The organism is Pseudomonas khorasanensis, from assembly GCF_014268505.2.
Lineage (GTDB): Bacteria > Pseudomonadota > Gammaproteobacteria > Pseudomonadales > Pseudomonadaceae > Aquipseudomonas > Aquipseudomonas khorasanensis.
The window spans coordinates 95,779-118,895 of the sequence record NZ_JABWQP020000005.1 but is presented as its reverse complement, the minus strand read 5'-3'; the positions used below and the strand labels follow the sequence as shown (position 1 = coordinate 118,895).

General features: G+C 59.5%; 19 protein-coding genes. 10 read left to right on the top strand and 9 right to left on the bottom strand.

The features are described from left to right. Window positions 1-323 precede the first annotated feature (323 nt). The 3 genes from HU727_RS13780 (at window position 324) to HU727_RS13770 (ending at window position 3,018) form a co-directional block, all read left to right on the top strand. Complete coding sequence (locus HU727_RS13780) at window positions 324-1,769, top strand: cytochrome ubiquinol oxidase subunit I (RefSeq protein ID WP_186532420.1); 1,446 nt, start codon at window positions 324-326, stop codon at window positions 1,767-1,769. Between the two features lie 3 nt (window positions 1,770-1,772). Next, the gene (gene cydB / locus HU727_RS13775; RefSeq protein ID WP_186532421.1) at window positions 1,773-2,780 is read left to right on the top strand and encodes a cytochrome d ubiquinol oxidase subunit II; all 1,008 of its coding nucleotides are present in this window, start codon (window positions 1,773-1,775) and stop codon (window positions 2,778-2,780) included. 70 nt (window positions 2,781-2,850) lie between these two features. Continuing rightward, the gene (locus HU727_RS13770) at window positions 2,851-3,018 is read left to right on the top strand and encodes a DUF2474 domain-containing protein (protein ID WP_186532422.1); all 168 of its coding nucleotides are present in this window, start codon (window positions 2,851-2,853) and stop codon (window positions 3,016-3,018) included. A 69-nt stretch (window positions 3,019-3,087) separates the two neighbouring features. Here the strand turns inward: HU727_RS13770 and HU727_RS13765 are convergent, their stop codons facing one another. Continuing rightward, window positions 3,088-4,212, bottom strand: a complete 1,125-nt coding sequence (locus HU727_RS13765; RefSeq protein ID WP_186532423.1) for a methyltransferase — start codon at window positions 4,210-4,212, stop codon at window positions 3,088-3,090. 178 nt (window positions 4,213-4,390) lie between these two features. Further along, complete coding sequence (locus HU727_RS13760) at window positions 4,391-5,077, bottom strand: autoinducer binding domain-containing protein (protein ID WP_225919835.1); 687 nt, start codon at window positions 5,075-5,077, stop codon at window positions 4,391-4,393. Between the two features lie 315 nt (window positions 5,078-5,392). Between HU727_RS13760 and HU727_RS13755 the strand changes: the two genes are divergently transcribed. Further along, window positions 5,393-6,169, top strand: a complete 777-nt coding sequence (locus HU727_RS13755; RefSeq protein WP_186532425.1) for a ferredoxin--NADP reductase — start codon at window positions 5,393-5,395, stop codon at window positions 6,167-6,169. A 47-nt stretch (window positions 6,170-6,216) separates the two neighbouring features. Here HU727_RS13755 and mscL read toward each other — a convergent pair whose 3' ends face one another. After that, the gene (gene mscL / locus HU727_RS13750) at window positions 6,217-6,630 is read right to left on the bottom strand and encodes a large-conductance mechanosensitive channel protein MscL (RefSeq protein WP_186532426.1); all 414 of its coding nucleotides are present in this window, start codon (window positions 6,628-6,630) and stop codon (window positions 6,217-6,219) included. A 286-nt stretch (window positions 6,631-6,916) separates the two neighbouring features. Between mscL and katB the strand changes: the two genes are divergently transcribed. Genes katB through radA form a run of 3 tightly spaced genes read left to right on the top strand, consistent with a single transcriptional unit; the run spans window position 6,917 to window position 10,470 of the window. Next, the gene (gene katB, locus HU727_RS13745) at window positions 6,917-8,458 is read left to right on the top strand and encodes a catalase KatB (protein WP_186532427.1); all 1,542 of its coding nucleotides are present in this window, start codon (window positions 6,917-6,919) and stop codon (window positions 8,456-8,458) included. A gap of 59 nt (window positions 8,459-8,517) precedes the next feature. Beyond that, a complete protein-coding gene (locus HU727_RS13740) occupies window positions 8,518-9,060 on the top strand; it encodes an ankyrin repeat domain-containing protein (RefSeq protein ID WP_186532428.1) in 543 nt (180 codons plus the stop codon). A gap of 42 nt (window positions 9,061-9,102) precedes the next feature. Further along, window positions 9,103-10,470 carry a DNA repair protein RadA gene (gene radA / locus HU727_RS13735; protein WP_007909773.1) on the top strand — a complete coding sequence of 456 codons (1,368 nt, stop codon included), beginning with the start codon at window positions 9,103-9,105 and terminating at the stop codon, window positions 10,468-10,470. 117 nt (window positions 10,471-10,587) lie between these two features. On the opposite strand, the gene HU727_RS13730 is transcribed toward radA, so the two are convergent. Further along, complete coding sequence (locus HU727_RS13730) at window positions 10,588-10,956, bottom strand: PilZ domain-containing protein (protein ID WP_186532429.1); 369 nt, start codon at window positions 10,954-10,956, stop codon at window positions 10,588-10,590. 160 nt (window positions 10,957-11,116) lie between these two features. Between HU727_RS13730 and HU727_RS13725 the strand changes: the two genes are divergently transcribed. The 3 genes from HU727_RS13725 to yjiA all read left to right on the top strand — a co-directional run bounded on the left by HU727_RS13725 (window position 11,117) and on the right by yjiA (window position 14,527). Continuing rightward, entirely contained in the window at window positions 11,117-13,183 is a 2,067-nt protein-coding gene (locus HU727_RS13725; protein WP_186532430.1) for a carbon starvation CstA family protein, read from the top strand. Window positions 13,184-13,198: 15 nt separating this feature from the next. Further along, complete coding sequence (locus HU727_RS13720; protein WP_003228401.1) at window positions 13,199-13,396, top strand: YbdD/YjiX family protein; 198 nt, start codon at window positions 13,199-13,201, stop codon at window positions 13,394-13,396. Between the two features lie 153 nt (window positions 13,397-13,549). Then, window positions 13,550-14,527: a GTPase gene (yjiA, locus tag HU727_RS13715; protein ID WP_186532431.1), complete on the top strand. Its 978-nt coding sequence runs from the start codon at window positions 13,550-13,552 to the stop codon at window positions 14,525-14,527. Window positions 14,528-14,639: 112 nt separating this feature from the next. Here yjiA and HU727_RS13710 read toward each other — a convergent pair whose 3' ends face one another. The 5 genes from HU727_RS13710 to morA all read right to left on the bottom strand — a co-directional run bounded on the left by HU727_RS13710 (window position 14,640) and on the right by morA (window position 23,078). Continuing rightward, window positions 14,640-15,344, bottom strand: coding sequence for a GntR family transcriptional regulator (locus tag HU727_RS13710; RefSeq protein ID WP_186532432.1), 705 nt, complete (start codon window positions 15,342-15,344; stop codon window positions 14,640-14,642). Window positions 15,345-15,362: 18 nt separating this feature from the next. Next, window positions 15,363-16,067 carry a FadR/GntR family transcriptional regulator gene (locus HU727_RS13705; protein WP_186532433.1) on the bottom strand — a complete coding sequence of 235 codons (705 nt, stop codon included), beginning with the start codon at window positions 16,065-16,067 and terminating at the stop codon, window positions 15,363-15,365. Window positions 16,068-16,116: 49 nt separating this feature from the next. Then, entirely contained in the window at window positions 16,117-17,430 is a 1,314-nt protein-coding gene (locus HU727_RS13700) for a C4-dicarboxylate transporter DctA (RefSeq protein ID WP_186532434.1), read from the bottom strand. Between the two features lie 327 nt (window positions 17,431-17,757). Beyond that, entirely contained in the window at window positions 17,758-19,011 is a 1,254-nt protein-coding gene (gene glyA / locus HU727_RS13695; RefSeq protein ID WP_186532435.1) for a serine hydroxymethyltransferase, read from the bottom strand. A 218-nt stretch (window positions 19,012-19,229) separates the two neighbouring features. Further along, the gene (morA, locus tag HU727_RS13690; protein WP_186532436.1) at window positions 19,230-23,078 is read right to left on the bottom strand and encodes a cyclic di-GMP receptor MorA; all 3,849 of its coding nucleotides are present in this window, start codon (window positions 23,076-23,078) and stop codon (window positions 19,230-19,232) included. Window positions 23,079-23,117: the final 39 nt, after the last annotated feature.

Below are 23,117 nucleotides of genomic sequence, written 5' to 3'. Positions count from 1 at the left end.
TTTACGACGACTGTGTCGCCGATCGGGAGCAAGCTCCCTTGCCACAAATATTTCATGCCAGAACCTCGCTGCGCGGATGAGACAACTTGCCACGCGGCAAACGACCACGCGGCCCATCGGTAAAAATGGGACTACTCTTTCAACGTTGCTTGATCCAGATCAAGACCTCTACCGGACCTGATCTGGCGGCCATTTGGCCAGACTCCCTGCGTTGCGATGGGTGAAAAAAAGAACGAATCCGAATTCGCTGCACTCCATATCCGTGGGGCAAGTGGTGCAGACCTACGGGTCCGCCACCCGTATTACCTGACAGAGGAAGCCATATGTTCGGTTTAGAGGCTCTCGATCTCGCCCGAATTCAGTTCGCGTTCACTATCTCGTTCCACATCCTGTTCCCGGCCATCACCATTGGCCTGGCGAGTTACCTGGCGGTGCTTGAAGGCCTGTGGCTGAAAACCCGCAACGACACCTACCGCGACCTCTACCACTTCTGGTCGAAGATATTTGCAGTCAACTTCGGCATGGGCGTGGTGTCCGGTCTGGTCATGGCCTATCAGTTCGGTACCAACTGGAGTCGTTTTTCCGACTTTGCCGGTGCGGTCACCGGGCCATTGCTGACTTACGAGGTGCTCACGGCGTTCTTCCTCGAGGCCGGATTCCTCGGCGTGATGCTGTTCGGCTGGAACAAGGTCGGACGCGGGCTGCACTTCTTCTCTACGGTGATGGTGGCCGTGGGTACCCTGATTTCGACGTTCTGGATTCTGGCGTCCAACAGCTGGATGCAGACCCCACAGGGCTTTGAAATCGTCAACGGCCAGGTCATTCCGACCGACTGGCTGGCCATTATCTTCAACCCGTCATTCCCTTATCGCCTGATGCACATGGCCACCGCAGCGTTCATCGCGACGGCGTTCTTTGTCGGTTCTTCTGCAGCCTGGCACCTGCTGCGCGGCAGGGACAACCCGGCGATCCGCACCATGCTGTCGATGGCCATGTGGATGGCGCTGATTGTCGCCCCGATCCAGGCCGTCATCGGCGATTTCCATGGGCTCAACACCCTCAAGCATCAGCCGGCCAAGATCGCTGCGATTGAGGGCCACTGGGAAAACAAGGGTGATGAGGCCACGCCGCTGATTCTGTTCGGCTGGCCGGACATGAAAGAAGAAAGAACCAAATTCGCCGTCGAGATCCCGTACCTCGGCAGTCTGATCCTGACGCATTCGCTGGACAAACAGGTACCGGCACTCAAGGAGTTCCCGCCCGAAGACCGGCCGAATTCGACCATTGTGTTCTGGTCGTTCCGGATCATGGTCGGCCTCGGCTTCCTGATGATCTTTACCGGCCTGTGGAGCCTGTGGTTGCGTAAGCGCGACAGCCTGTATACGTCGCGTCCGTTCCTGCATCTGGCGCTGTGGATGGGCCCGTCCGGCCTGATCGCGATTCTGGCCGGCTGGTTCACCACAGAGATCGGCCGGCAGCCATGGGTGGTCTATGGCCTGATGCGCACGGCGGATGCCTCGTCCAACCACAGCTTCATGCAGATGAGCATCACCCTGATCATGTTCGTGGTGGTGTATTTCGCGCTGTTCGGGGCCGGGCTCGGCTACATGATGCGCCTGGTGCGCAAGGGGCCGAAGATCAGCGAAGGCAGCGACACGCCAGACGGTGGTCCAGGCCAGAAGCGTACACCGGCGCGTCCGCTGTCCGCTGCCGACGTTCCGTCCGACGGCGAGCACGAAGACAACGCTCGCTTGACCAAGGAGGTTTGACTCATGGGTATTGATCTTCCGCTGATCTGGGCCGTGATCATCATCTTCGGCATCATGATGTACGTGGTCATGGACGGCTTCGACCTGGGGATCGGCATTCTCTTCCCTTTCGTGCCCGGCAAGACCGACCGCGACGTGATGATGAACACGGTCGCCCCGGTCTGGGACGGCAACGAAACCTGGCTCGTACTGGGTGGCGCGGCGTTGTTTGGCGCGTTTCCACTGGCTTATTCGGTGGTGCTGTCGGCGCTCTATCTGCCATTGATATTCATGTTGATGGGCCTGATTTTCCGCGGCGTGGCCTTCGAATTCCGCTTCAAGGCCACGGATGAAAAACGCCATCTGTGGGACAAGGCGTTCATCGGTGGTTCGATCGCGGCGACGTTCTTTCAGGGCGTGGCGCTCGGTGCCTTCATCGACGGCTTGCCGGTGGTCAACCGGCAGTTCGCCGGTGGCTCACTCGACTGGCTGACACCGTTCACGCTGTTCTGCGGCGCTGCGCTGGTGGTCGCCTACGCCTTGCTCGGTTGCACTTGGCTGATCATGAAAACCGAAGGCAAGCTGCAGGAACAGATGCACGACCTGGCGCGGCCGCTGGCTTTCGTGCTGCTGGCGGTGATCGGAATCGTCAGCCTGTGGACGCCGTTGTCGCACCCGGAAATCGCCTCACGCTGGTTCAGCATGCCGAACCTGTTCTGGTTCATGCCGGTGCCGATTCTGGTGCTTGTGACCCTTTACGGTCTGATCCGTGCCGTGGCGCGCAACGCCAACTACACGCCGTTCCTGCTGACGCTCGTGCTGATTTTTCTTGGCTACAGCGGCCTGGGCATCAGCCTGTGGCCGAACATCGTGCCGCCGTCGATCTCGATCTGGGACGCCGCCGCGCCGCCGCAAAGTCAGGGCTTCATGCTGGTGGGCACGCTGTTCATCATTCCGTTCATCCTGGGTTACACCTTCTGGAGCTACTACGTGTTCCGCGGCAAGGTGACCCATGAAGACGGTTATCACTAAGCGTGGGAGCGAGCCTGCTCGCGATGGCGCCCTTCAGCGGCGCCATGAATTTTGAAGAGGTTCAACGAAAATGACCGGCAAACATTCCCTGCACGACATTGAAGAAGCCGAAAAAAAACCGCTGTGGCAGCGGCTCGGCTGGCTGGCCCTGATCTGGGGCGGCAGCGTTGGTGTGTTGTTTATCGCGGCGACCCTGATGCGCATGTTCATGAATGCGGCAGGATTGACCACTCACTGAATCACCCGTCCCGGCGCCTTCGGGACGGATTTGCAACCCTCCTCACGGAGGGTTTTTTTTGGGCTGGATTTACTTGCGAGCCTTGAGGATGACGAATTTCGGCGTCGCCGCTACTTGCTCGACGCCTCGGAACAATCGCGCCAGTTTGCTGTGATAGCCCAGGTGACGATTGCCGACGATGTACAACGCGCCGCCGACGACCAGTGCTTCGCGGGCCTGCTGGAACATCCGCCAGGCGAGGAAATCTCCGACCACCTGCTGCTGATGAAAGGGCGGATTGCACAACACAACGTCGAGCGACTGCGGTTCCTGTCCGGCCAGGCCATCACCTGCGCGCACGACAGCTTCACGATTACCCAATGTGGCGCACCAGTTCTCGGCAGCCGATTGCACCGCCATGAATGATTCATCCACCAGTGTGTAATGCGCGTCCGGATTTTCCAGCGCGCTGGCAATCGCCAGCACGCCGTTGCCACAACCGAGGTCGGCAACCCGCGCATGCCCAAGATTTTTCGGCAGGTGCGGCAGGAATGCCCGGGTGCCGATGTCCAGACCTTCGCGGCAGAACACGTTGGCGTGATTGAGCAATTCGATGGCCGGCTCGTCGAGACGATAGCGCGTAGGGTAGGGCGAAGCGGCGGGGGCTTTCGCTTCTGGCGTGGCGATCAGCAGCCGGGCCTTTTTTACCGCCAGCGAAGCGTGCACCGGACCGATGTAGCGCTCCATCAGATCGCCGGCAGCACGTGGCAGATGTTTGACCATGGCGGCCGCCACGACTTGCGCGCCAGGGGCAAGTTGCCCTTGCAGACGGATCAATTGTTCTTCCAGCAACGCCAGGGTTTTCGGCACGCGGATCAGGACACAGTCGAACGGTCCGATCAAAGGCTCGCTGGCGGGTGTCGGGCGAATCGCATCGAATGCATGCCCATTGCGCAGCAAGTTCTTTTCCAGCCCGGCGAAACCCAGAAACGAATCGCCGCTGCTGCTGACGTCAACTTTGCCCAGCAGGCTGATCGCCAGTGCACCGAAGCTGTCATTGAGCACCAGCACGCGTGAACCGCTTGCCGGATTTTGGGCCGCCATATGGTTGAGCAGGTATTCGTCTGCCGCGTCGAACGCTTGCAGCGGTTCGTTCTGCTGTTCGGGTTGGCGTATCAGATCAAGTTCGGCGAAAGGCGTATGGAGCAAGGGCATGGGACGGGGACTCAGGATAATCGGCGGGCGTCCCGTTGCCAGTGTGCGGTGCGACGGGATCCGACCGAGTGGACTGCGATGCAGGTGGTTTGCGTCATCACTCGGAGAAGCCCTGAATGGTACGTTTTTTCAAGAGGAAATACTCGCCGGATTTAATCGGGGCGCAAGGGGCGGTTACTCAGATAAGCCCGGCCCGTGACGCCGCGATCACCGCGGAAATCTTGTTGCAGACATTGAATTTCTCGATCACGTTTTGCACGTGATAATTCACGGTTCGTTCGCTCAGGCTGAGAATTCTCGAAATCTCATACGCAGTCTTGCCCTTCGCGGACAGCTGCAGAACCTCCAGTTCTCGAGGCGACAGGCGTGGCTGACCGGTTTTGGCCAGCATGGGCGTGGACCGCACGTACAGCTCGCAAAAAAGACAGGCAGCGTAAAAGATATAACCATAATGCTCGTACAGTTCGAGCGGGCTGATCGAGCAGTTTTTACGGGCCAGGCTGATGATGCTGCGCAAGCCGCTCTTCTCGTGATGGTAGGCCTGAGACCAGCCATGCTGCATTTGGTTTTCCTTCAGTGCCTGCCATATCTCCGTCGTTTTGGTGAACACGTTTTGCTCCCACAGAATCGGCAATACCGAGTTGAGACAATGTGCTTTTACCGGGTCAATACTTTCGTAGTTCTCTTCCTCATATTGGGCGTTCCAGTTTTCAGGGTAATTGTTGATTTGCAGGGGGAGGATCGCCTTTTCAAAGTGCGGCTGGGTCACCGCTATTCCACAATAATTAAAACCAAGATTTTCAGCGAAGCTCAGCAACATCGGGTAGGCGGTTTCCATACCCTTGGCAAGCGCCAGCTGTTTCAACTGTGATTCCTTCCACGCTTCCATAACAAATTGCCTCTTCTAATATCGGTACGCAAAGTGGATCCAAGTCGTCCGACACGAAGCAGAGTGTAGGATGTTTCCTACGCTGCGCTTACATTTTTTAGAGATTAAATACGCCCGTATTTACATAAAGCGGTCTTAGCAGTAACGGAAGTAGTAATTATCAACTGTTCTGAAGTTATTGCTCTAATCCGTAACGGCGAGCGATGTATGGCTCAATAACACTACCAACTGTCGGTGTTTGATGGAGCGATTTTGCGGGACACTGTGGGCAATCGTTTCAGGGAGTGCCTCATGACCGCCAGTACAGAGAAATACACCACTCAGACCTTGCTCGATGTACAACCGTTGACCCCGAATCTGTTCACGTTGCGAACCAGCCGTGATCCCGGTTTCCGTTTCCGCGCCGGGCAGTTCGCCCGCCTTGGCGTCACCAAGCCTGATGGCAGTACCGTGTGGCGCGCCTATTCGATGGTGTCTTCACCGTTCGACGAGTTTCTCGAATTCTTTTCCATCGTGGTGCCGGATGGCGAGTTCACCAGTGAGCTGAGCCGGCTAACGATTGGCGATACCTTGATGGTGGAGCGCCAGGCCTTTGGCTATCTGACCCTGGATCGCTTTGTCGATGGTCGAGATCTGTGGCTGTTGTCCACAGGCACGGGGGTTGCGCCGTTTCTGTCGATCCTTCAGGACTTTGAAGTCTGGGAGAAATTCGATCGCATCATTCTGGTTTACAGCGTGCGCGAAGCGCGGGAGCTGGCGTATCAGGAGCTCATCGCCGATTTGGCGCAACGCGAATACTTGAGTGAGCATGTCCACAAACTCCAGTTCATCCCGACGGTGACGCGTGAGATGCATCCCGGCGCGCTGCAGGGACGCATTACGACGCTGATCGAAAACGGCGAACTGGAGCGCGCGGCCGGTGTAGAACTGTCGGCAGAGCATTCGCGGGTCATGCTGTGCGGGAATCCGCAGATGATCGACGACACCCGCGCCTTGCTGAAAGAGCGCGACATGCGCCTCAGCCTTACGCGCCGCCCCGGACAGGTCGCTGTGGAGAATTACTGGTAATGAAAAACGGCACCCGTGGGTGCCGTTCTTTATTCTGAGGCGTGTCCTCAGGGCTGATTGTTCTGCGCCTTGAGCAGGTCGCGGATTTCGCCCAGCAGTTGCTCTTCCTTGCTCGGGATCGGCGGCGCGGTCGGCGCCACGGCCTCTTCGCGCTTGAGGCGGTTGATGGCCTTGACGCCCATGAAGATCGCGAACGCGACGATCATGAAATCCAGCACAGTCTGCAGAAATTTGCCGTAGGCCAGCACCACGGCAGGCGCATCGCCCTGGGCGGCCTTGAGCGTGACGGCCAGGTCACTGAAGTCCACCCCGCCGATCAGCAGGCCAATCGGCGGCATGATCACGTCGCCGACAAACGACGAAACGATCTTTCCGAACGCCGCGCCGATGATGATACCGACGGCCATGTCGACCACATTGCCTTTGACCGCGAAGGCCTTGAACTCGCTAAGCACGCCCATAGTTATTTCCTTGTTACAGATGAGTTTGGTGTAGGCAGTGTAAATCAGCGAAACGCGTCCTGCGCGAAACACCTTCTTACAATGCTGATTTTTTATCGACACATGAATTTTCGAATAGTTTGCAAAATGCCACCAATCGCGCGCGAAATACCCCCTAACTCGCTGAGTGGGAAGCTAATTTCTTCAATCATGGTGTTATGTTCTTTCTATTTATGTTCGGCGGCACAGGCCTCTAGCCTTGGTGAAGCGCACCTGGATGCGCTCAACAAAACCAGAGGAACCTGACATGACTTCCACATTTGGATTGGGGGCTTTTCCCCATCGCTGCACGCTCGGTGTCGTCGCTGCCAGCCTGCTCTCTTTCACCGTCAACGCCGCCCCCTTGACCCGCGATAACGGCGCTGCGGTCGGTGACAATCAGAACTCGCAAACGGCAGGCGCCAACGGTCCGGTGCTCCTGCAGGATGTACAACTGATTCAGAAGCTGCAGCGTTTCGATCGTGAACGCATTCCCGAGCGCGTCGTGCATGCACGCGGCACCGGCGCCCACGGCACCTTCACGGTGAGCAATGACCTCAGCGATTTGACCAAGGCCAAGGTCTTTGCCGCAGGCCAGAGCACGCCGGTGTTTGTACGTTTCTCGGCGGTCGTCCACGGCAATCATTCCCCGGAGACCCTGCGTGACCCGCGCGGCTTCGCCACGAAGTTCTACACCGCTGACGGCAACTGGGACCTGGTCGGCAACAACTTTCCGACGTTCTTCATCCGCGATGCGATCAAATTCCCGGACATGGTGCACGCCTTCAAACCCGATCCGCGCACCAACCTCGACGACGATTCGCGTCGGTTCGATTTCTTCTCTCATGTACCGGAAGCCACCCGTACGCTGACCGAGTTGTATTCCAACTCCGGCACGCCGGCCAGCTATCGCGAAATGGACGGTAATGGCGTTCATGCCTATAAGCTGATCAACGCGAAGAATGAAGTTCACTACGTGAAGTTCCACTGGAAAAGTCTACAAGGCATCAAAAACCTGACACCGAAACAGGTCGGCGAAGTTCAAGGGCAGGATTACAGTCATATGACCAATGACTTGGTCAGCAATATCAATAAAGGCAATTTCCCGAAGTGGGACTTGTACGTGCAAGTTCTCAAACCGCAAGATTTGTCCAAGTTTGATTTCGATCCATTGGATGCAACCAAGATCTGGCCAGGTATTCCAGAGCGCAAAGTTGGACAAATGGTTTTGAACCGCAATCCGGCAAATGTCTTCCAGGAAACCGAACAAGTGGCCATGGCGCCCGCCAACGTAGTTCCCGGTATCGAACCTTCGGAAGATCGTTTGTTGCAGGGTCGAGTGTTCTCCTATGCCGATACGCAAATGTATCGCCTGGGGGCCAATGCTTTGCAATTGCCGATCAACGCGCCGAAAACAGCGGTGAACAATGGCAATCAGGATGGCGCGATGAATTTCGGTGCGAGCCAGTCCGGCGTCAACTATCAGCCGAGTCGCCTGCAGCCGCGTGAAGAAACCCCAGCGGCGCGTTACAGCCAGTCGGCCCTGTCGGGCAGCACCCAGCAGGCGAAGATTCAGCGTGAGCAGAACTTCAAGCAGGCCGGTGATCTGTATCGCTCGTATAGCCAGCAGGAACGCCGTGACCTGATCGACAGCTTCGGCGGCTCGCTTGCCACCACCGATGACGTGAGCAAGCACATCATCCTGTCCTTCCTCTACAAAGCCGATCCTGAATACGGCAGTGGTGTGACCGAAGTGGCCAAGGGCGACCTGAGCCGGGTCAAGGCACTCGCCGCCAAACTGGTCGACTGATATCGATGCGGCGCACGCGAGGGCCAGTCGGTCCTCGCGTGCGTGCGGGGAGACTGCTGATGCGGATGTTTCTTTTATTACTGGGCTGCCTGTCGTTCGCGGCGTGGGCGGCGCCGGTCGAGCAAAACCCAGACGCGATCAAGGCGCAGTTGGAGGATTACTACTTCGACGCGGCACGCCGGGGGGATGTGCCGATGCTTGAAACGTTTATCGAATCCGGCTATTCCCTCGATACCCGCGACAGCAAGGGCTACACGGCGCTGATTCTCGCGGCCTATCACGGTCAGGCGCCGGCGGTTGAACGCCTGCTCGCCGCCGGGGCCGATGCCTGTGCTCAGGATCAACGCGGCAATACGGCGCTGATGGGCGCGATATTCAAAGGCGAATTGCAAATCGCGAAGCGCTTGATGGCCACCGATTGCAGCCCCGACCAACGTAACGGCGCCGGGCAAACGGCGGCGATGTACGCTGGGCTGTTCAAACGTCTGGAACTGCTCGACGCCTTGCAAGCCAAGGGCGCCGATCTCAACGCCGAGGATCCTCTGGGTAACAGTGCCGCGCGTCTGGCCAGCGGCGAAATCCGCACGGCTGCGCCGCGTTGATCGGCGCGTGCGTTATCATCGCGTCTTTTGTCGGGGGTTCTGATGGCCAAGGCCAAGCGCATGTACGGCTGCACCGAGTGCGGCGCAACCTTTCCCAAGTGGGCCGGCCAGTGTGGCGAATGCGGTGCCTGGAATACGCTCACCGAAACCATGATTGAAAGCGGCGGCGCCACGGCGCCCACCGGCCGCACCGGTTGGGCGGGGCAGCAGGCGCAGATCAAGACGCTGGCCGAAGTCAGCATTGAAGAAATTCCACGATTCTCCACCGCCTCCGGCGAGCTGGACCGTGTGCTTGGCGGCGGCCTGGTCGATGGCTCTGTCGTGCTGATCGGCGGCGACCCGGGCATCGGCAAATCGACGATTTTGCTGCAGACCCTGTGCAACCTGGCCAAGAGCATGCCGGCGTTGTACGTCACCGGTGAAGAATCCCAACAGCAAGTGGCGATGCGCGCGCGCCGTCTGGGGCTGCCACAGGATCAACTGCGGGTGATGACCGAAACCTGCATCGAAACAATCATCGCCACCGCCCGACAGGAAAAGCCGAAGGTGATGGTGATCGACTCGATCCAGACGATTTTTACCGAACAACTGCAATCGGCACCCGGTGGCGTGTCCCAGGTGCGCGAGAGTGCGGCGCTGCTGGTGCGTTACGCCAAGCAGAGCGGCACGGCGATTTTCCTCGTCGGCCACGTCACCAAGGAAGGCGCGCTGGCCGGGCCGCGCGTGCTCGAGCACATGGTCGACACCGTGCTGTATTTTGAAGGCGAGTCCGATGGTCGCTTGCGTCTTCTTCGCGCGGTTAAAAACCGATTTGGCGCGGTCAACGAGCTGGGTGTGTTCGGCATGACCGACAAGGGCTTGAAAGAAGTCTCCAATCCCTCGGCGATTTTTCTCACGCGTGCTCAGGAAGAAGTCCCGGGCAGTGTGGTGATGGCGACGTGGGAAGGCACCCGCCCAATGCTGGTCGAGGTGCAGGCGTTGGTCGATGACAGCCACCTGGCCAACCCGCGTCGCGTGACGCTGGGTCTGGATCAGAACCGTCTGGCAATGTTGCTCGCGGTTCTGCACCGACACGGCGGCATCCCGACCCACGATCAGGATGTATTCCTCAACGTCGTCGGCGGGGTGAAGGTGCTGGAGACAGCGTCCGATCTGGCGCTGATGGCGGCGGTGATGTCCAGTTTGCGCAATCGACCGCTGCCACATGACTTGCTGGTCTTCGGCGAAGTCGGGTTGTCCGGCGAAGTGCGCCCGGTGCCGAGCGGTCAGGAGCGTTTGAAGGAAGCGGCCAAGCACGGCTTCAAGCGCGCGATCGTGCCGAAGGGCAACGCGCCGAAGGAATCGCCGCCGGGCTTGCAGATCATCGCCGTCACCCGCCTCGAACAGGCTCTCGACGCATTGTTTGAGTAACGCTGAACCTGTGGGAGCGAGTCTGCTCGCGAAGAGGCCGTGTCAGTCGGCATGATTGCACGGTGATAAACCGTCTTCGCGAGCAGGCACGCTCCCACAGAGGTTTCGTGGTGATGGCTAGATTTCGATCAGCGCCGCCAGCTCGCGCTCCAGCTCGGCCTCATCCGCCAGATTCAGCTCGATCAACCGTCGCAACTGCTGGATAGATTCCAGGCTGATATGTTTGCAGACAAAGCCCAGATGGCCTTTCTCTTCGTGAGTCAGGTGCACTTCCATCTCGATATCGACGTCTTTGCTCAACTGAATATCGACAAAAAAATCCTTCTGCTTATCCCCCAGCCAAGGCTCCGGTCGCTCGACCAACAACCCTTTGAGCGACAGGTCGATCAGCTTCACCTGCCAGATGTACTCGCCCTGCCTCAGCTCGGTTTTGGCATCGAACTCGATACGTTTAAAGCGGCGACGATTGTCTGGGTGCTCGCTCATGGCGCAATCCTCCGAAGGTTCGCTGACTATAGACCCGCATTGTTCAAGCGTGCCAGCGCAGGCGGGCCGAATAGACCAATGTCGGGGTATGGCCTTTGGCGCCGTAAGCGCTAAACTCGGGGTGGCTGTCTTTCTTGTCCACCCTGGCTGGAATAATAAAATGAAAAATAATAATAGCCTGCTGCGCCATTTACCCTGGCTCGTGCTGGCAATCGTAGGAGCGTGCGCCCTGGGCGTAGTGGCATTGCGCCGAGGCGAGGCGATCAACGCCTTGTGGATTGTGGTGGCTGCCGTGGCCATTTATCTGGTTGCGTACCGTTACTACAGTCTGTTCATCGCCAACCATGTGATGCAACTGGATCCGCGTCGGGCCACCCCCGCCGTGCTCAACAATGATGGTCTGGACTATGTGCCGACCAACAAACACATTCTTTTCGGTCACCACTTCGCGGCTATCGCTGGCGCGGGGCCTCTGGTCGGTCCGGTGCTGGCGGCGCAGATGGGGTATCTGCCCGGCACGCTCTGGCTGATTGCCGGTGTGGTGCTGGCGGGCGCGGTGCAGGACTTCATGGTTCTGTTCATGTCGACCCGACGCAACGGCCGCTCCCTGGGCGACATGGTGCGTGAAGAAATGGGCCGGGTTCCCGGCACCATTGCACTGTTTGGCTGCTTCCTGATCATGATCATCATCCTCGCGGTGCTGGCGCTGATCGTGGTCAAGGCGCTGGCGGAGAGCCCATGGGGCATCTTCACCGTGATGGCGACCATCCCGATCGCGATGTTCATGGGCATCTATATGCGCTACATCCGCCCGGGCCGTATCGGCGAAATCTCCGTGGTCGGCGTGTTGCTGCTGCTGGGTTCGATCTGGCTGGGTGGGCAGATTGCCGCCGATCCGGTATGGGCCAAGGCGTTCACCTTCACCGGTGTGCAGATTACCTGGATGCTGGTCGGTTACGGTTTTGTGGCTGCGTCGCTTCCGGTCTGGCTGATTCTGGCGCCGCGTGACTACCTCTCGACGTTCCTCAAGATCGGCACCATCGTTGCGTTGGCGATCGGCATTCTGGTGACCATGCCCGAGCTGAAAATGCCCGCGCTGACCCAGTTCACCGACGGCACCGGTCCGGTGTGGAAGGGCGGTCTGTTCCCGTTCCTGTTCATCACCATCGCTTGCGGTGCGGTGTCCGGTTTCCACGCACTGATCTCGTCGGGCACCACGCCCAAGCTGCTGGATAACGAAACCAACGCCCGCTACATCGGTTACGGCGGCATGCTGATGGAGTCGTTTGTTGCCATCATGGCCATGGTTGCCGCTTCGGTGATCGAGCCGGGCGTGTACTTCGCCATGAACAGCCCGGCAGCCGTGGTCGGCAGTGACGTGGTTTCGGTCGCCCAAGTGGTGACCAGCTGGGGCTTCGCGATTACGCCGGAAGCGCTGCAAGCGGTGGCCAACGACATCGGTGAAACCACCATTCTGGCGCGCGCCGGCGGTGCACCGACCCTGGCGGTCGGTATCGCACAGATCCTGCACAGTGTCCTGCCAGGTGAAAACACCATGGCGTTCTGGTACCACTTCGCGATCCTGTTCGAAGCGCTGTTCATTCTGACCGCCGTGGACGCTGGCACCCGTGCCGGGCGCTTCATGCTGCAGGATCTGCTCGGCTCCTTCGTGCCGGCGCTCAAGCGCACCGAATCGTGGACCGCCAACCTGATCGCCACCGCCGGTTGTGTGGCGATGTGGGGCTGGTTGCTGTATCAGGGCGTGATCGATCCGCTGGGCGGCATCAACACGCTGTGGCCGCTGTTCGGTATCTCCAACCAGATGCTGGCCGGTATCGCACTGATGCTCGGCACCGTGGTTCTGATCAAGATGAAGCGCCAGCGCTATATCTGGGTCACCCTGCTGCCGGCCACTTGGCTGCTGATCTGCACCACGACGGCGGGCTTCATCAAGCTGTTCGATGCCAACCCGGCGATCGGTTTCCTGTCGCTGGCCAAGAAGTACAGCGATGCACTGGCCAACGGTCAGGTGCTCGCGCCGGCCAAAAGCGTCGAGCAGATGCAGCACGTGATCTTCAACGCCTACACCAACGCAACGCTCACCGCGCTGTTCCTGTTCGTGGTCTTCAGCATCCTGTTCTATGCGCTCAAGGTCGGCATCGCCGCCTGGGGCAAAAAAGAGCGCACGGATAAAGAATCGCCATTCCAGGCCCTGCCGGATGCGTAACCAGAGGATTGCACCATGTTCAATGACCTGAGTCGCCTCGGTAAATACCTCGGTCAGGCCGCGCGCCTGATGGTCGGCATGCCCGACTACGACACCTACGTCGAGCATATGCAAACCAAACACCCGGACAAACCGGTGATGAGCTACGAGATGTTCTTTCGCGAACGTCAGGAAGCCCGTTACGGTGGCAAGGGTGGGCCGAAGTGCTGTTGAGCTGACAGCCTTCGGTTGATGCAGTCCCCCTGTGGGAGCGAGCCTGCTCGCGAATACGGAGCGTCAGTTGATGAATAATTTGACTGACACACCGCTTTCGCGAGCAGGCTTGCTCCCACATTTGTTTTGTGTTTCTTTTCAGGAGATCGAGTTTTGTCCTCTCCCATTCCGGTAACGGTACTCAGCGGTTTCCTCGGCGCCGGCAAGACCACCTTGCTGCGCCACCTGCTCAAAGCCGAGCACGGCCTGAAAATCGCCGTGATCGAAAACGAATTCAGCGACGCCGGTATCGACACTCAGCTACTGGGCGACGAGCCGGTGCAAGTCATGACCCTGGCCAACGGCTGCGTCTGTTGCACCATCCACACCGACCTGACCAAGGCGCTGTACTTGCTGCTCGAGCGCCTGGACAGCGGCGAGATTGCCTTCGATCGTCTGGTGATCGAGTGCACCGGTCTGGCCGATCCGGCGCCGGTGGCGCAGACTTTTTTCATTGATGACGAGCTGCGCGAGCGTTACCTGCTCGACGGCATCATCACCCTGGTGGACGCCGCCCACGCCGACGTGCATCTGACCCAGACCATCGCCCAGGCGCAGATCGGGTTCGCCGACCGCTTGCTGGTGAGCAAGACTGACCTGATCGACGAAGCGACATTCAACGCGCTGAGCGAGCGGCTGACGCGGATCAACCGCCGCGCGCCGATCCGTGTGGTCGAGCATGGCAACATTGACCTGGCCGAATTGCTGGACGTGCGTGGCTTCAACCTCAATGCCGACCTTGGCGGCGGCCTGAGTCTGCGTCCGGTGGGCAAGGCGCCGTCCATCGATCGCATTTCCAGTCTGGTGCTGCGCACCGATCAGCCGCTGGATATCGATCAGCTCAGCGAGTTCATGAATGAACTGCTGGAAGAACACGGCAAGCAATTGCTGCGGTACAAAGGCGTGCTGAACATTGCCGGGGAAGATCGGCGGCTGGTGTTCCAGGGTGTGCTGAAGCTCTATGGTTTCGACTGGGACACCGAATGGGCCGAAGGCGAGGCCCGGGAAAGTGTGATCGTGTTTATTGCCGATGATTTGCCGGAAGAGAAGATTCGGGCGGGGTTTGCCAGGGTGGCGGCGCGGCAAAACTGAATTTGTGTTTCTGAAAGGGCCTCTTCGCGAGCAGGCTCGCTCCCACAGTGAGTTGCATTCTTCCTGATACAACGCGGTCTACTGTGGGAGTGAGCCTGCTCGCGAAGGCGATTTAACCGACGGCACAATGTTTCAGGTCTGGACCCAGCAATGTCTGCTCGAGCTGATCCAGATGTCGATTCATGAGCATTCCCGCCTTGGCGGCATCGCGACGCTCCACCGCTTCAACCAACGCGACATGTTCCTGCCATACGCAACGACTGCGCGTCGAGTGCCCGCATCGCGCAATCGCGAGCGACGTCAGCGGCACCAGAGTTGCGAGAAAATGCGCCAAAGGCACATTTCCCGCCATCCGCGCCAATTGCAGATGAAACTCTCCGGATAAACGGATCGCCGCACCCTGCCGTCCTTGCTCGACGGCTTGCTGTTCGTGCTCGATCAGACTGCGCAAGCCTTTCAGCCCGTCTGCATGCGGCTGCTGACAGGCCAGCCGCACCAGCGTGTTCTCGGTCAGGCGCCGTGCATGCAGAGTCTGTCGGATCAGGTTCGGATCAGGTGCGGCTACCCGGGGCCGATGATTGACGCGCAGCACCATGATTTGCTCGTGGGACAGCTGCGTCAGTACCCGCCGCACATCGGCACGGCTGACACTGAACATGGCCTTCAGGCTGTCTTCGGTGAAACGGCTGTCGGCGTTAATACGCTGCTCGAGAATCGCATCGAACAGTCGCGGATACAGGTCCTCCGTCGGTATCCGCAGGGGAGAGAAGGGCAGGGCAGTCGAATGCGTGTGCGACGCTGAAGCAAAACTGTTCATGGCCGGTCTCCAGGGAAATCAGGGGGTCAGATGGTCGTCCGGAATATTCAGCTCGATGCCCATTCGCTGACCTTCGCGCAGAATGTGCCGGCGCATTTCGGCGCTCGCCTGCGCACTGTTTTTACTGCGAATAGCGCGCACTACGGCCTCGTTTTCTTCGAGGCGCTCAGCCAGATGCTCCGGCGAGTTGCGCAGCACCTCGGCGCTTTGCTTGAGGGCGTTGCTGGTCTGTTGCACCACGCTCTGGAAGATCGGGTTCGACGTCAGGGTGAACAGCTCCTCGTGGAAGGCGATGTAAGCGCTGACCCCGGCGTCGCTGTCGCCGGCCTCGAGGGCTTCGCGCATGTCCATCAGGGTCAGGCGTAACTGACCGACTTCCTTGCTGCTGATCGATTGGGCGACCAGACCGACGATGAAAGGCTCAAGGGTGTAGCGCAGTTGCAGCACGTCTTCGAGGCTGGCGCCGGCCACTGCGCTGTCGTGGCTCTGGCGGTCGGTCAATTGCGCGTCGAGCACGACCACGCCTTTGCCCGGCATCGAGCGCACCAGACCGAGGGTTTCCAGCACGATCACCGCCTCACGCAAACTCGGGCGGCTGATGCCCAATTGTTCGGCCAGTTCGCGCTGGCCCGGCAGCATGTCGCCGGAACGCCATTGCCCTCGGGCCAGCGCCGCGCGCAGTTTTTCGACCACTGAGTTGACGACGGTTGATGAAGTAATCACGTATTGGCTCCATTTGCCGTGCCTGCGGTTGGGCAGGCACGGCGCTCATTCAAAATTCTTTGGCCGCCGCTTGAGCGACCGTTTTTCTCGGTTGAAAGTTATAGCCCTGCTCGCCGTTGAGCACCTTGTTCGCCCGTTGCACATCGATGTCCTTTTCCCAGCGGGCAATGGCCACGGTCGCCACGCAGTTGCCGATCAGGTTGGTCAGCGCGCGGCCAATCCCCATGAACCAGTCCACCGCCAGCACCAGGACCAGACCCACCACCGGGATCGCCGGGATCGCCGTCAGGGTGGCCGCCAGAATCACCAGCGCCGAACCGGGGATGCCGTGGGCACCTTTGGAGGTGATCAGCGACACCAGCAGAATCGTCAGCAGATCGGTCATTGCCAGCGGTGTGCCGGTGGCGTTGGCGATAAATACGATGGCCAAGGTCAGGTAGATCGAAAAACCATCAAGGTTGAACGAATAACCGGTCGGAATCACCAGGCCCACGGTCGAGCTGCCGATGCCCAGGTGTTCCAGCTTGCGCATGATTTGTGGCAGCACGGCGTCGGAGGACGCGGTGCCCATCACGATCAGCAACTCCTCGCGCAGGTATTTGAGCAGCGGCCACATGCGCAGGCCGGAGACGCGCATCACCAGACCTAGAATCAGTGCAACGAATGCGATGCAAGTCAGGTAGAACAAACCGACCAGACTGCCCAGATGCTGCAGCGAATCGAGGCCATATTTGCTGGTGGTGAAAGCGATCGCGCCGAACACGCCGATCGGCGCCAGGCGCACGATCATGCCCATGATGCGGAAGATCACATGGCTCAGTTCGTTGATCAGCCGCGAGATGCCGGAGGCGGCTTCGCCGACAAGGTTCAAGGCGCTACCGAACAGCACGGAAAACAACAGCACTTGCAGAATGTTGTTGTCAGCAAAGGCGCCGATCACCGAGGTGGGGATCAAATCCATCAGAAATTGCGTGGTGGTGTGCATGTGCTGGCTGCGTTCGGCCAGGTCGCCCATGTCGGCGGTGGAGAGCTGCTCCAGATGAATATTGGCGCCGCTGCCGATGCCGGTGCTGAAGGCGAACACCAGGCCGATGATCAGCGCGAGGGTCGTCAGTATTTCGAAATAGATGACCGATTTGAGGCCGATGCGCCCGACCTTCTTCAGATCGCCCGCGCCACTGATGCCGCTGACCACCACGCAAAAAACGATGAGGCCGATGAGCATCTTGATCAGTTTGATGAAGCCATCGCCGAGCGGTTTGAGCTGGGCCGAATATTCAGGAAGGGTCAGCCCACAGATGATGCCGAGCATCAGTCCGAGAACCACTTGGAGGAAGATTGAACGCGAGCACCATCTGAGCATGGGAGGAATCCTGGTCGGTGTCCTGGCTGCCGCACGCTTGGCGCATCGGATTCAGGACTTAATTATTGTGGTCTTACCGGTATGTCCAGTGCAGGCGCAGTCTACGCTCGGTTTTTTCGCAATGACAAGGGGAAATATCAGAATTGGCATGACCGGTCAGACCAGTGGCCAAGGATCAAAAGATCGTAGCCTTCGGCAGCTCCTTCGCGGAAACGCGAATCCCCAGTAGGAGCTGCCGAAGGCTGCGATCTTTTGATCTTTCTTCAGGCGAAAAAAAACCGGCCAATCACTTGGCCGGTTTTTCATGCTGCGGTTTTAGCGTCGCGATTACGCGCCGTATACCGGCAGTTTCTTGCAGATGGCTTTGACTTTCTCACGCACGGCGTCGATCACCGCTTCGTTATTCAGGTCCGCCAGGATGTCGCAGATCCAGCCGGCCAGTTCTTTGCACTCTGCTTCCTTGAAGCCGCGAGTGGTGACAGCCGGGGTACCGAAGCGCAGGCCGGAGGTGACGAACGGCGAGCGTGGATCGTTAGGCACGGAGTTCTTGTTCACGGTGATGAACGCTTTGCCCAGAGCGGCGTCGGCGTCTTTACCGGAGATTTCCTGTTTGATCAGCGACAGCAGGAACAGGTGGTTTTCGGTACCGCCGGACACCACGTCGAAACCGCGTTCGATGAACACGCCAGCCATAGCCTTGGCGTTCTTCACTACCTGCTGCTGGTACGTCTTGAACTCAGGCTGCAGCGCTTCCTTGAAGCAGATCGCCTTGGCCGCGATCACGTGTTCCAGCGGGCCACCCTGGGCGCCCGGGAATACGGCAGAGTTGAGCTTCTTCTCGATGTCGGCGTTGGCCTTGGCCAGAATCAGGCCGCCACGTGGACCGCGCAGGGTCTTGTGTGTGGTGGTGGTCACGACGTCAGCGAAAGGCACCGGGTTCGGGTAGACGCCAGCGGCGACCAGACCGGCTACGTGAGCCATGTCGACGAACAGGTAGGCACCGACCTTGTCAGCGATCTCGCGAAAGCGTGGGAAGTCGAGGATCTGCGAGTAAGCAGAGAAACCGGCCACGATCATTTTCGGCTTGTGCTCGACCGCCAGACGCTCTACTTCGTCGTAGTCGATCAGGCCGTTGGCGTCGATGCCGTACTGGATGGCGTTGTACAGCTTGCCCGAGGAGGAAACGCTGGCGCCGTGGGTCAGGTGACCGCCGTGAGCCAGGCTCATGCCCAGAATGGTGTCGCCAGCCGACAGCAGGGCCAGGTAAACAGCGGCGTTGGCTTGCGAACCGGCGTGCGGTTGAACGTTGGCGTAATCGGCGCCGAACAGCTCTTTTGCACGGTCGATGGCCAGTTGTTCAACGACGTCAACGTACTCGCAACCACCGTAGTAGCGCTTGCCCGGATAGCCTTCGGCGTACTTGTTGGTCAGGACCGAGCCTTGAGCTTCCATCACCGCTGGGCTGGTGTAGTTTTCCGAAGCGATCAGCTCAATGTGTTCTTCCTGACGCTGAGCTTCTTGCTCCATGGCGGCAAAAAGGTCGGCGTCGTACTTGGCAATAGTCAAATCACGGCTGAACATGGCGGTCCTCAAGGATCGGGGGGGCAGAAAAGGGGGGCATTCTAACCCAACCGCTTTTGGATGGCATATGAAACGGCATCATGTCGCAGACAAGTGGCGTTCATGCGCAGATAGATGGCGATTGTGCCGGCGTTTTCGCGAGCAGGCTCGCTCCCACAGGGGCAATGCATGTTCAAATGTGGGAGCGAGCCTGCTCGCGAAGGGGGCGCCGCGAATCTTCAGTCGAACATGAAGAGCGCATCGTTGCTGAACTGCGCCTCGAACCGCCCGGCCGGCATGGGCCGCCCGAACAGATAACCCTGAACCTCGTCGCAACCATGCTCGCGCAGGAAGTCCAGTTGCTCATGGGTTTCGACGCCTTCGGCGATCACCGCCAGATTCAGGCTGTGGGCCATGGCAATGATCGCCCGGGCGATCTGTGCGTCCTGCTCGCCGGACGGCAGCCCGTCAACGAACGTGCGGTCGATCTTCAGCACATCGATCGGGAACTGCTTGAGGTAGTTCAGCGATGAATAACCGGTACCGAAGTCATCAACCGCAATGCTCAGGCCGAGGTTTTTCAGCCCGGCCAGAATCTGCATCGCCTCGCTGACTTCGCGCATCAGAATACTTTCGGTCAACTCCAGTTCCAGACACGCCGGCGGCAGGCCGGTTTCGCGCAGGATCGTGGCGATCCGCGTGCCGAGCTGGCCGTCGGAGAACTGCCGCGCCGAGATGTTCACCGAGACCTTCGGCACTCGCACGCGTTGCTGGTGCCAGGTTTTCAGTTGTCTGCACGCCTCGCTGATCACCCAGTCGCCGACGTCCACCACCAGACCGAGTTCTTCCAGCACCGGAATGAAATCCCCCGGCGGCACCAGCCCGCGTCGCGGATGCCGCCAGCGCAGCAGCGCTTCGGCGCCGGTCAGGCGTTTGCCATCACCGCTGAATTGCGGCTGGTAATACAGCACAAATTCGTTCTGTTCGAGGGCATGGCGCAGGTCGCTTTCCAGCTCCAGACGTTCCAGCGCACTGGCGTTCATGTCGGCCTGATAAAACTGGAAGTTGTTCTTGCCGCGCTCCTTGGCGTGGTACATCGCGGTGTCGGCGTTCTTCATCAACTGGCTGAGTTCGTTGCCGTCCTGCGGGCTCAAGGCGATGCCGATACTGGCGGTGACGAAAAATTCGCGACCCTCCAGCACGAACGGTCGCACCAGGCTGGCGAGAATTTGCTCTGCGACATGAATCGCCCGGTTCAGCGCCATTTCGCGGCTGGAGCGATGTTGCAGCAGCAGCGTGAATTCATCGCCACCCATGCGCGCCACGGTGTCGTCGTCATCGACGCAAGCGAGCAAACGCGTGGCCATGTCCTTGAGCATGCGGTCGCCGGCGGCGTGGCCCAGGGAGTCATTGATCGGTTTGAATCGGTCGAGGTCGAGGAACATCAGCACCACCCACGACTTCTGCCGTTCGGCCGCTTGCAGCGCGGTGTGCAGACGATCCTGGAACAGCGTGCGGTTCGGCAGGTGGGTGAGGGCGTCGTAGTAGGCGAGGCGGTGGATGCGCTGTTCGCTGGCCTTGCGTTCGCTGATGTCGCTGAAGAAACACACGTAACTGGCCAGGTCGCCCTCATCGTCGAGCACGGCGGTGATGCCGACCCACGCCGGGTAGTGCTCGCCATTACGGCGCTTCATCCAGACTTCGCCTTCCCAGGTGCTGTGCTCGTGCAACTGCTTGAGCACGTAGCGCAGGTGCGCGTCCTGTTGTTCATCAACCGTGAGCATGTTGGGCAACTGGTCGAGCACTTCGCTGACGGAGTAACCGCTGACGCGGCTGAACGCCTCGTTGGCCTGCACGATGTAACCGGCCGGGTCGGTGATCAGAATCGCCGAGGTCGAGTGTTCGAATACCGTGGCGGCCATGCGCAGGTCTTTTTCCGCGCGCCGCTGCTGGCTGATGTCACGACCGACGCCAAGCACGCCTTCGAACGCGCCGTGTTCGTCCCACACCAGCACCAGGCGCAGTTCGATCGGGATCTTGCGGCCGTCGGCGCGCAGGCAGTCAAAGAGGAACAGTTGCGTTTGCACCTGACTGCGCAGCAACGCCAGTTGCTCGGGTTTATCCAGCGCTTTGCTGACGCGGTCCATCAGCGCGTAGATGCCGCTCAGTTGCCCGGGATTGGCAATGGTCGATTGCCAACCGTACTGGAAAATCCACTCGGCGTTGTAACCCAGAACAGCTTGCACGGAAGGGCTGACATAGTTCAGCGAGAGCTTGCTGTCGGTGGAGAAAATCACGTCGCTGATGCTTTCGGCGAGCATGCGGTAACGCTGCTCGCTGTCGCGCAGTGATTCGCTGGCCTCGATCTGTTCGGTGATGTCCTTGGCCACGCCAATGATCCGCGTCACCTGGTCATGCTTGTCCCGTGCCAGCGCCTGTTCACGGATGTCGAAGCGCCGCCACTTGCCATCGCGATGGCGGAAACGCAGCTGGCATTGCAGCAACTGGCTGTAACCGGCATGCCGCTGCAGTTGCCGTGAGCGATGGTAATGATCGGCATCTTCGGGGTGCAGGAGGATTTCCCAGAAATACTCGCCCATCTGGTGCAGTTCGGTACGGTTGTAGCCCAGGGTCTGACCAAGGTGGTGGTTGCTGAAAATCATCCGCTGGCTGATCACGTCCTGGACGTACAAGTGATCCGGCACGGTGCGCACCACGTCCGACCAGAAACCTTCGCGCTCCAGCAACGACAGCTCGATCAGTTTGCGGCTGGTGATGTCGTTGATGCTGAGGATCACCGCTTTATAGTCGTGCTGTTCGTGCGGCAGGCGCAGCACCATCCACAAGTGCTGATCGCGTCCGTTGCTGTTCGGGAGTTTGATTTCCAGTTCCAGCTGCTTGTGCTGCTGCAGGACGGCCTCGAGGATCTGTTGGCCAATCGCGCACTGCGGGTGCGGCTGACCGTCGATCAGCAGTTGCCAGGCCTGTTCGCAAGAATGCACATCGAGCAATTGCAGCGCCACCTGATTGACCTCGGTGACGCGCATTTCCTGCAGCAGTTGCTGGCGCTGCTGCGGTTGATCGAGCCAGGCATTGAGCTGATCGCCGGTCTGGATCTGCGCCCGGTCGAACATCAGCTTGAGCCCGGACAGGTCAAGCACGCACAAGGCCACGCCGGTGCCTTCGAAAATATCCTGATAACGCCGCCGGCCTTCATGCACCTGGCGCTGGCGGCGACGCATGTTAAGCAGCGCAATGACCGGCAACATCGAGAACGCCAGCCCGAGCAGGCACTTGCCGATGAACGCCGGCAGCAATTCTTCCAGTACCCGTTGGCGGTCGAACAGGCCGCGCAGTTGCCAGTCGCTGCTGCTCAGCGGCACGGTCAACACGGTGTTGGCCAGGTCGTCCGGGGTGAGCACGCCGGGCTTGGCCGAGGGCAGGGCGGCGTCGCGGCTGACGATCTGATGGTTGAGACGGTTTTCCACCAGCCACAACGGACGCAGCCCGGTTTCGCCCTGTTTGGTCAGCGAATCGAAGAACGTCGGCGTCAGGCGCAAGGCCCAATAGCCACGGCTACTGCCGCTGGCCTGATGGAGGAGCAAGTGCACCACCGAGCCGTCATTGGCATTGCTGAAGTAATGCGCCTGGGCGCGGCTGCGGCGCACCAGTTCGGTCAGGTAGTCGGCGTCGTCGCTGTCGGGGGCGCTGTCGCTGATGACTCTGCCGGACGGCGAGAGCAACGCCATGCTGCGCAAATCCGGCAGTGAGCGCTGCAACTTGCGCAGCAACATCTGCTGTTCGTCGGCGGTTTGCGGTTGTTCGACGATCGGTAGCAGATTGAGGGCGATTTGCGCGTTCAGCGCCATGTTCAGGCTAATCTGCGAGGCGAGGTCAGCGGTGTAGTCGATGGTGTACTGGCGTTGGCTCTTCTGGGTTTCGCGCAATTGATCAAGCAGTTGCCAGAACAGCAAGGCCAGCAATAAGAGCACGAGAGTGGCCAGTGCGCCCTTCAATGTCCCGCGCAGGGGCGAGCCGGGCGCCGGTGGGGCGCTGCTCACTGAAGCTGGCGGAGTGACGTTGGACAAGCTGTAATCCTGCGGTCTGGCTGGACTGGCGCGACGTGC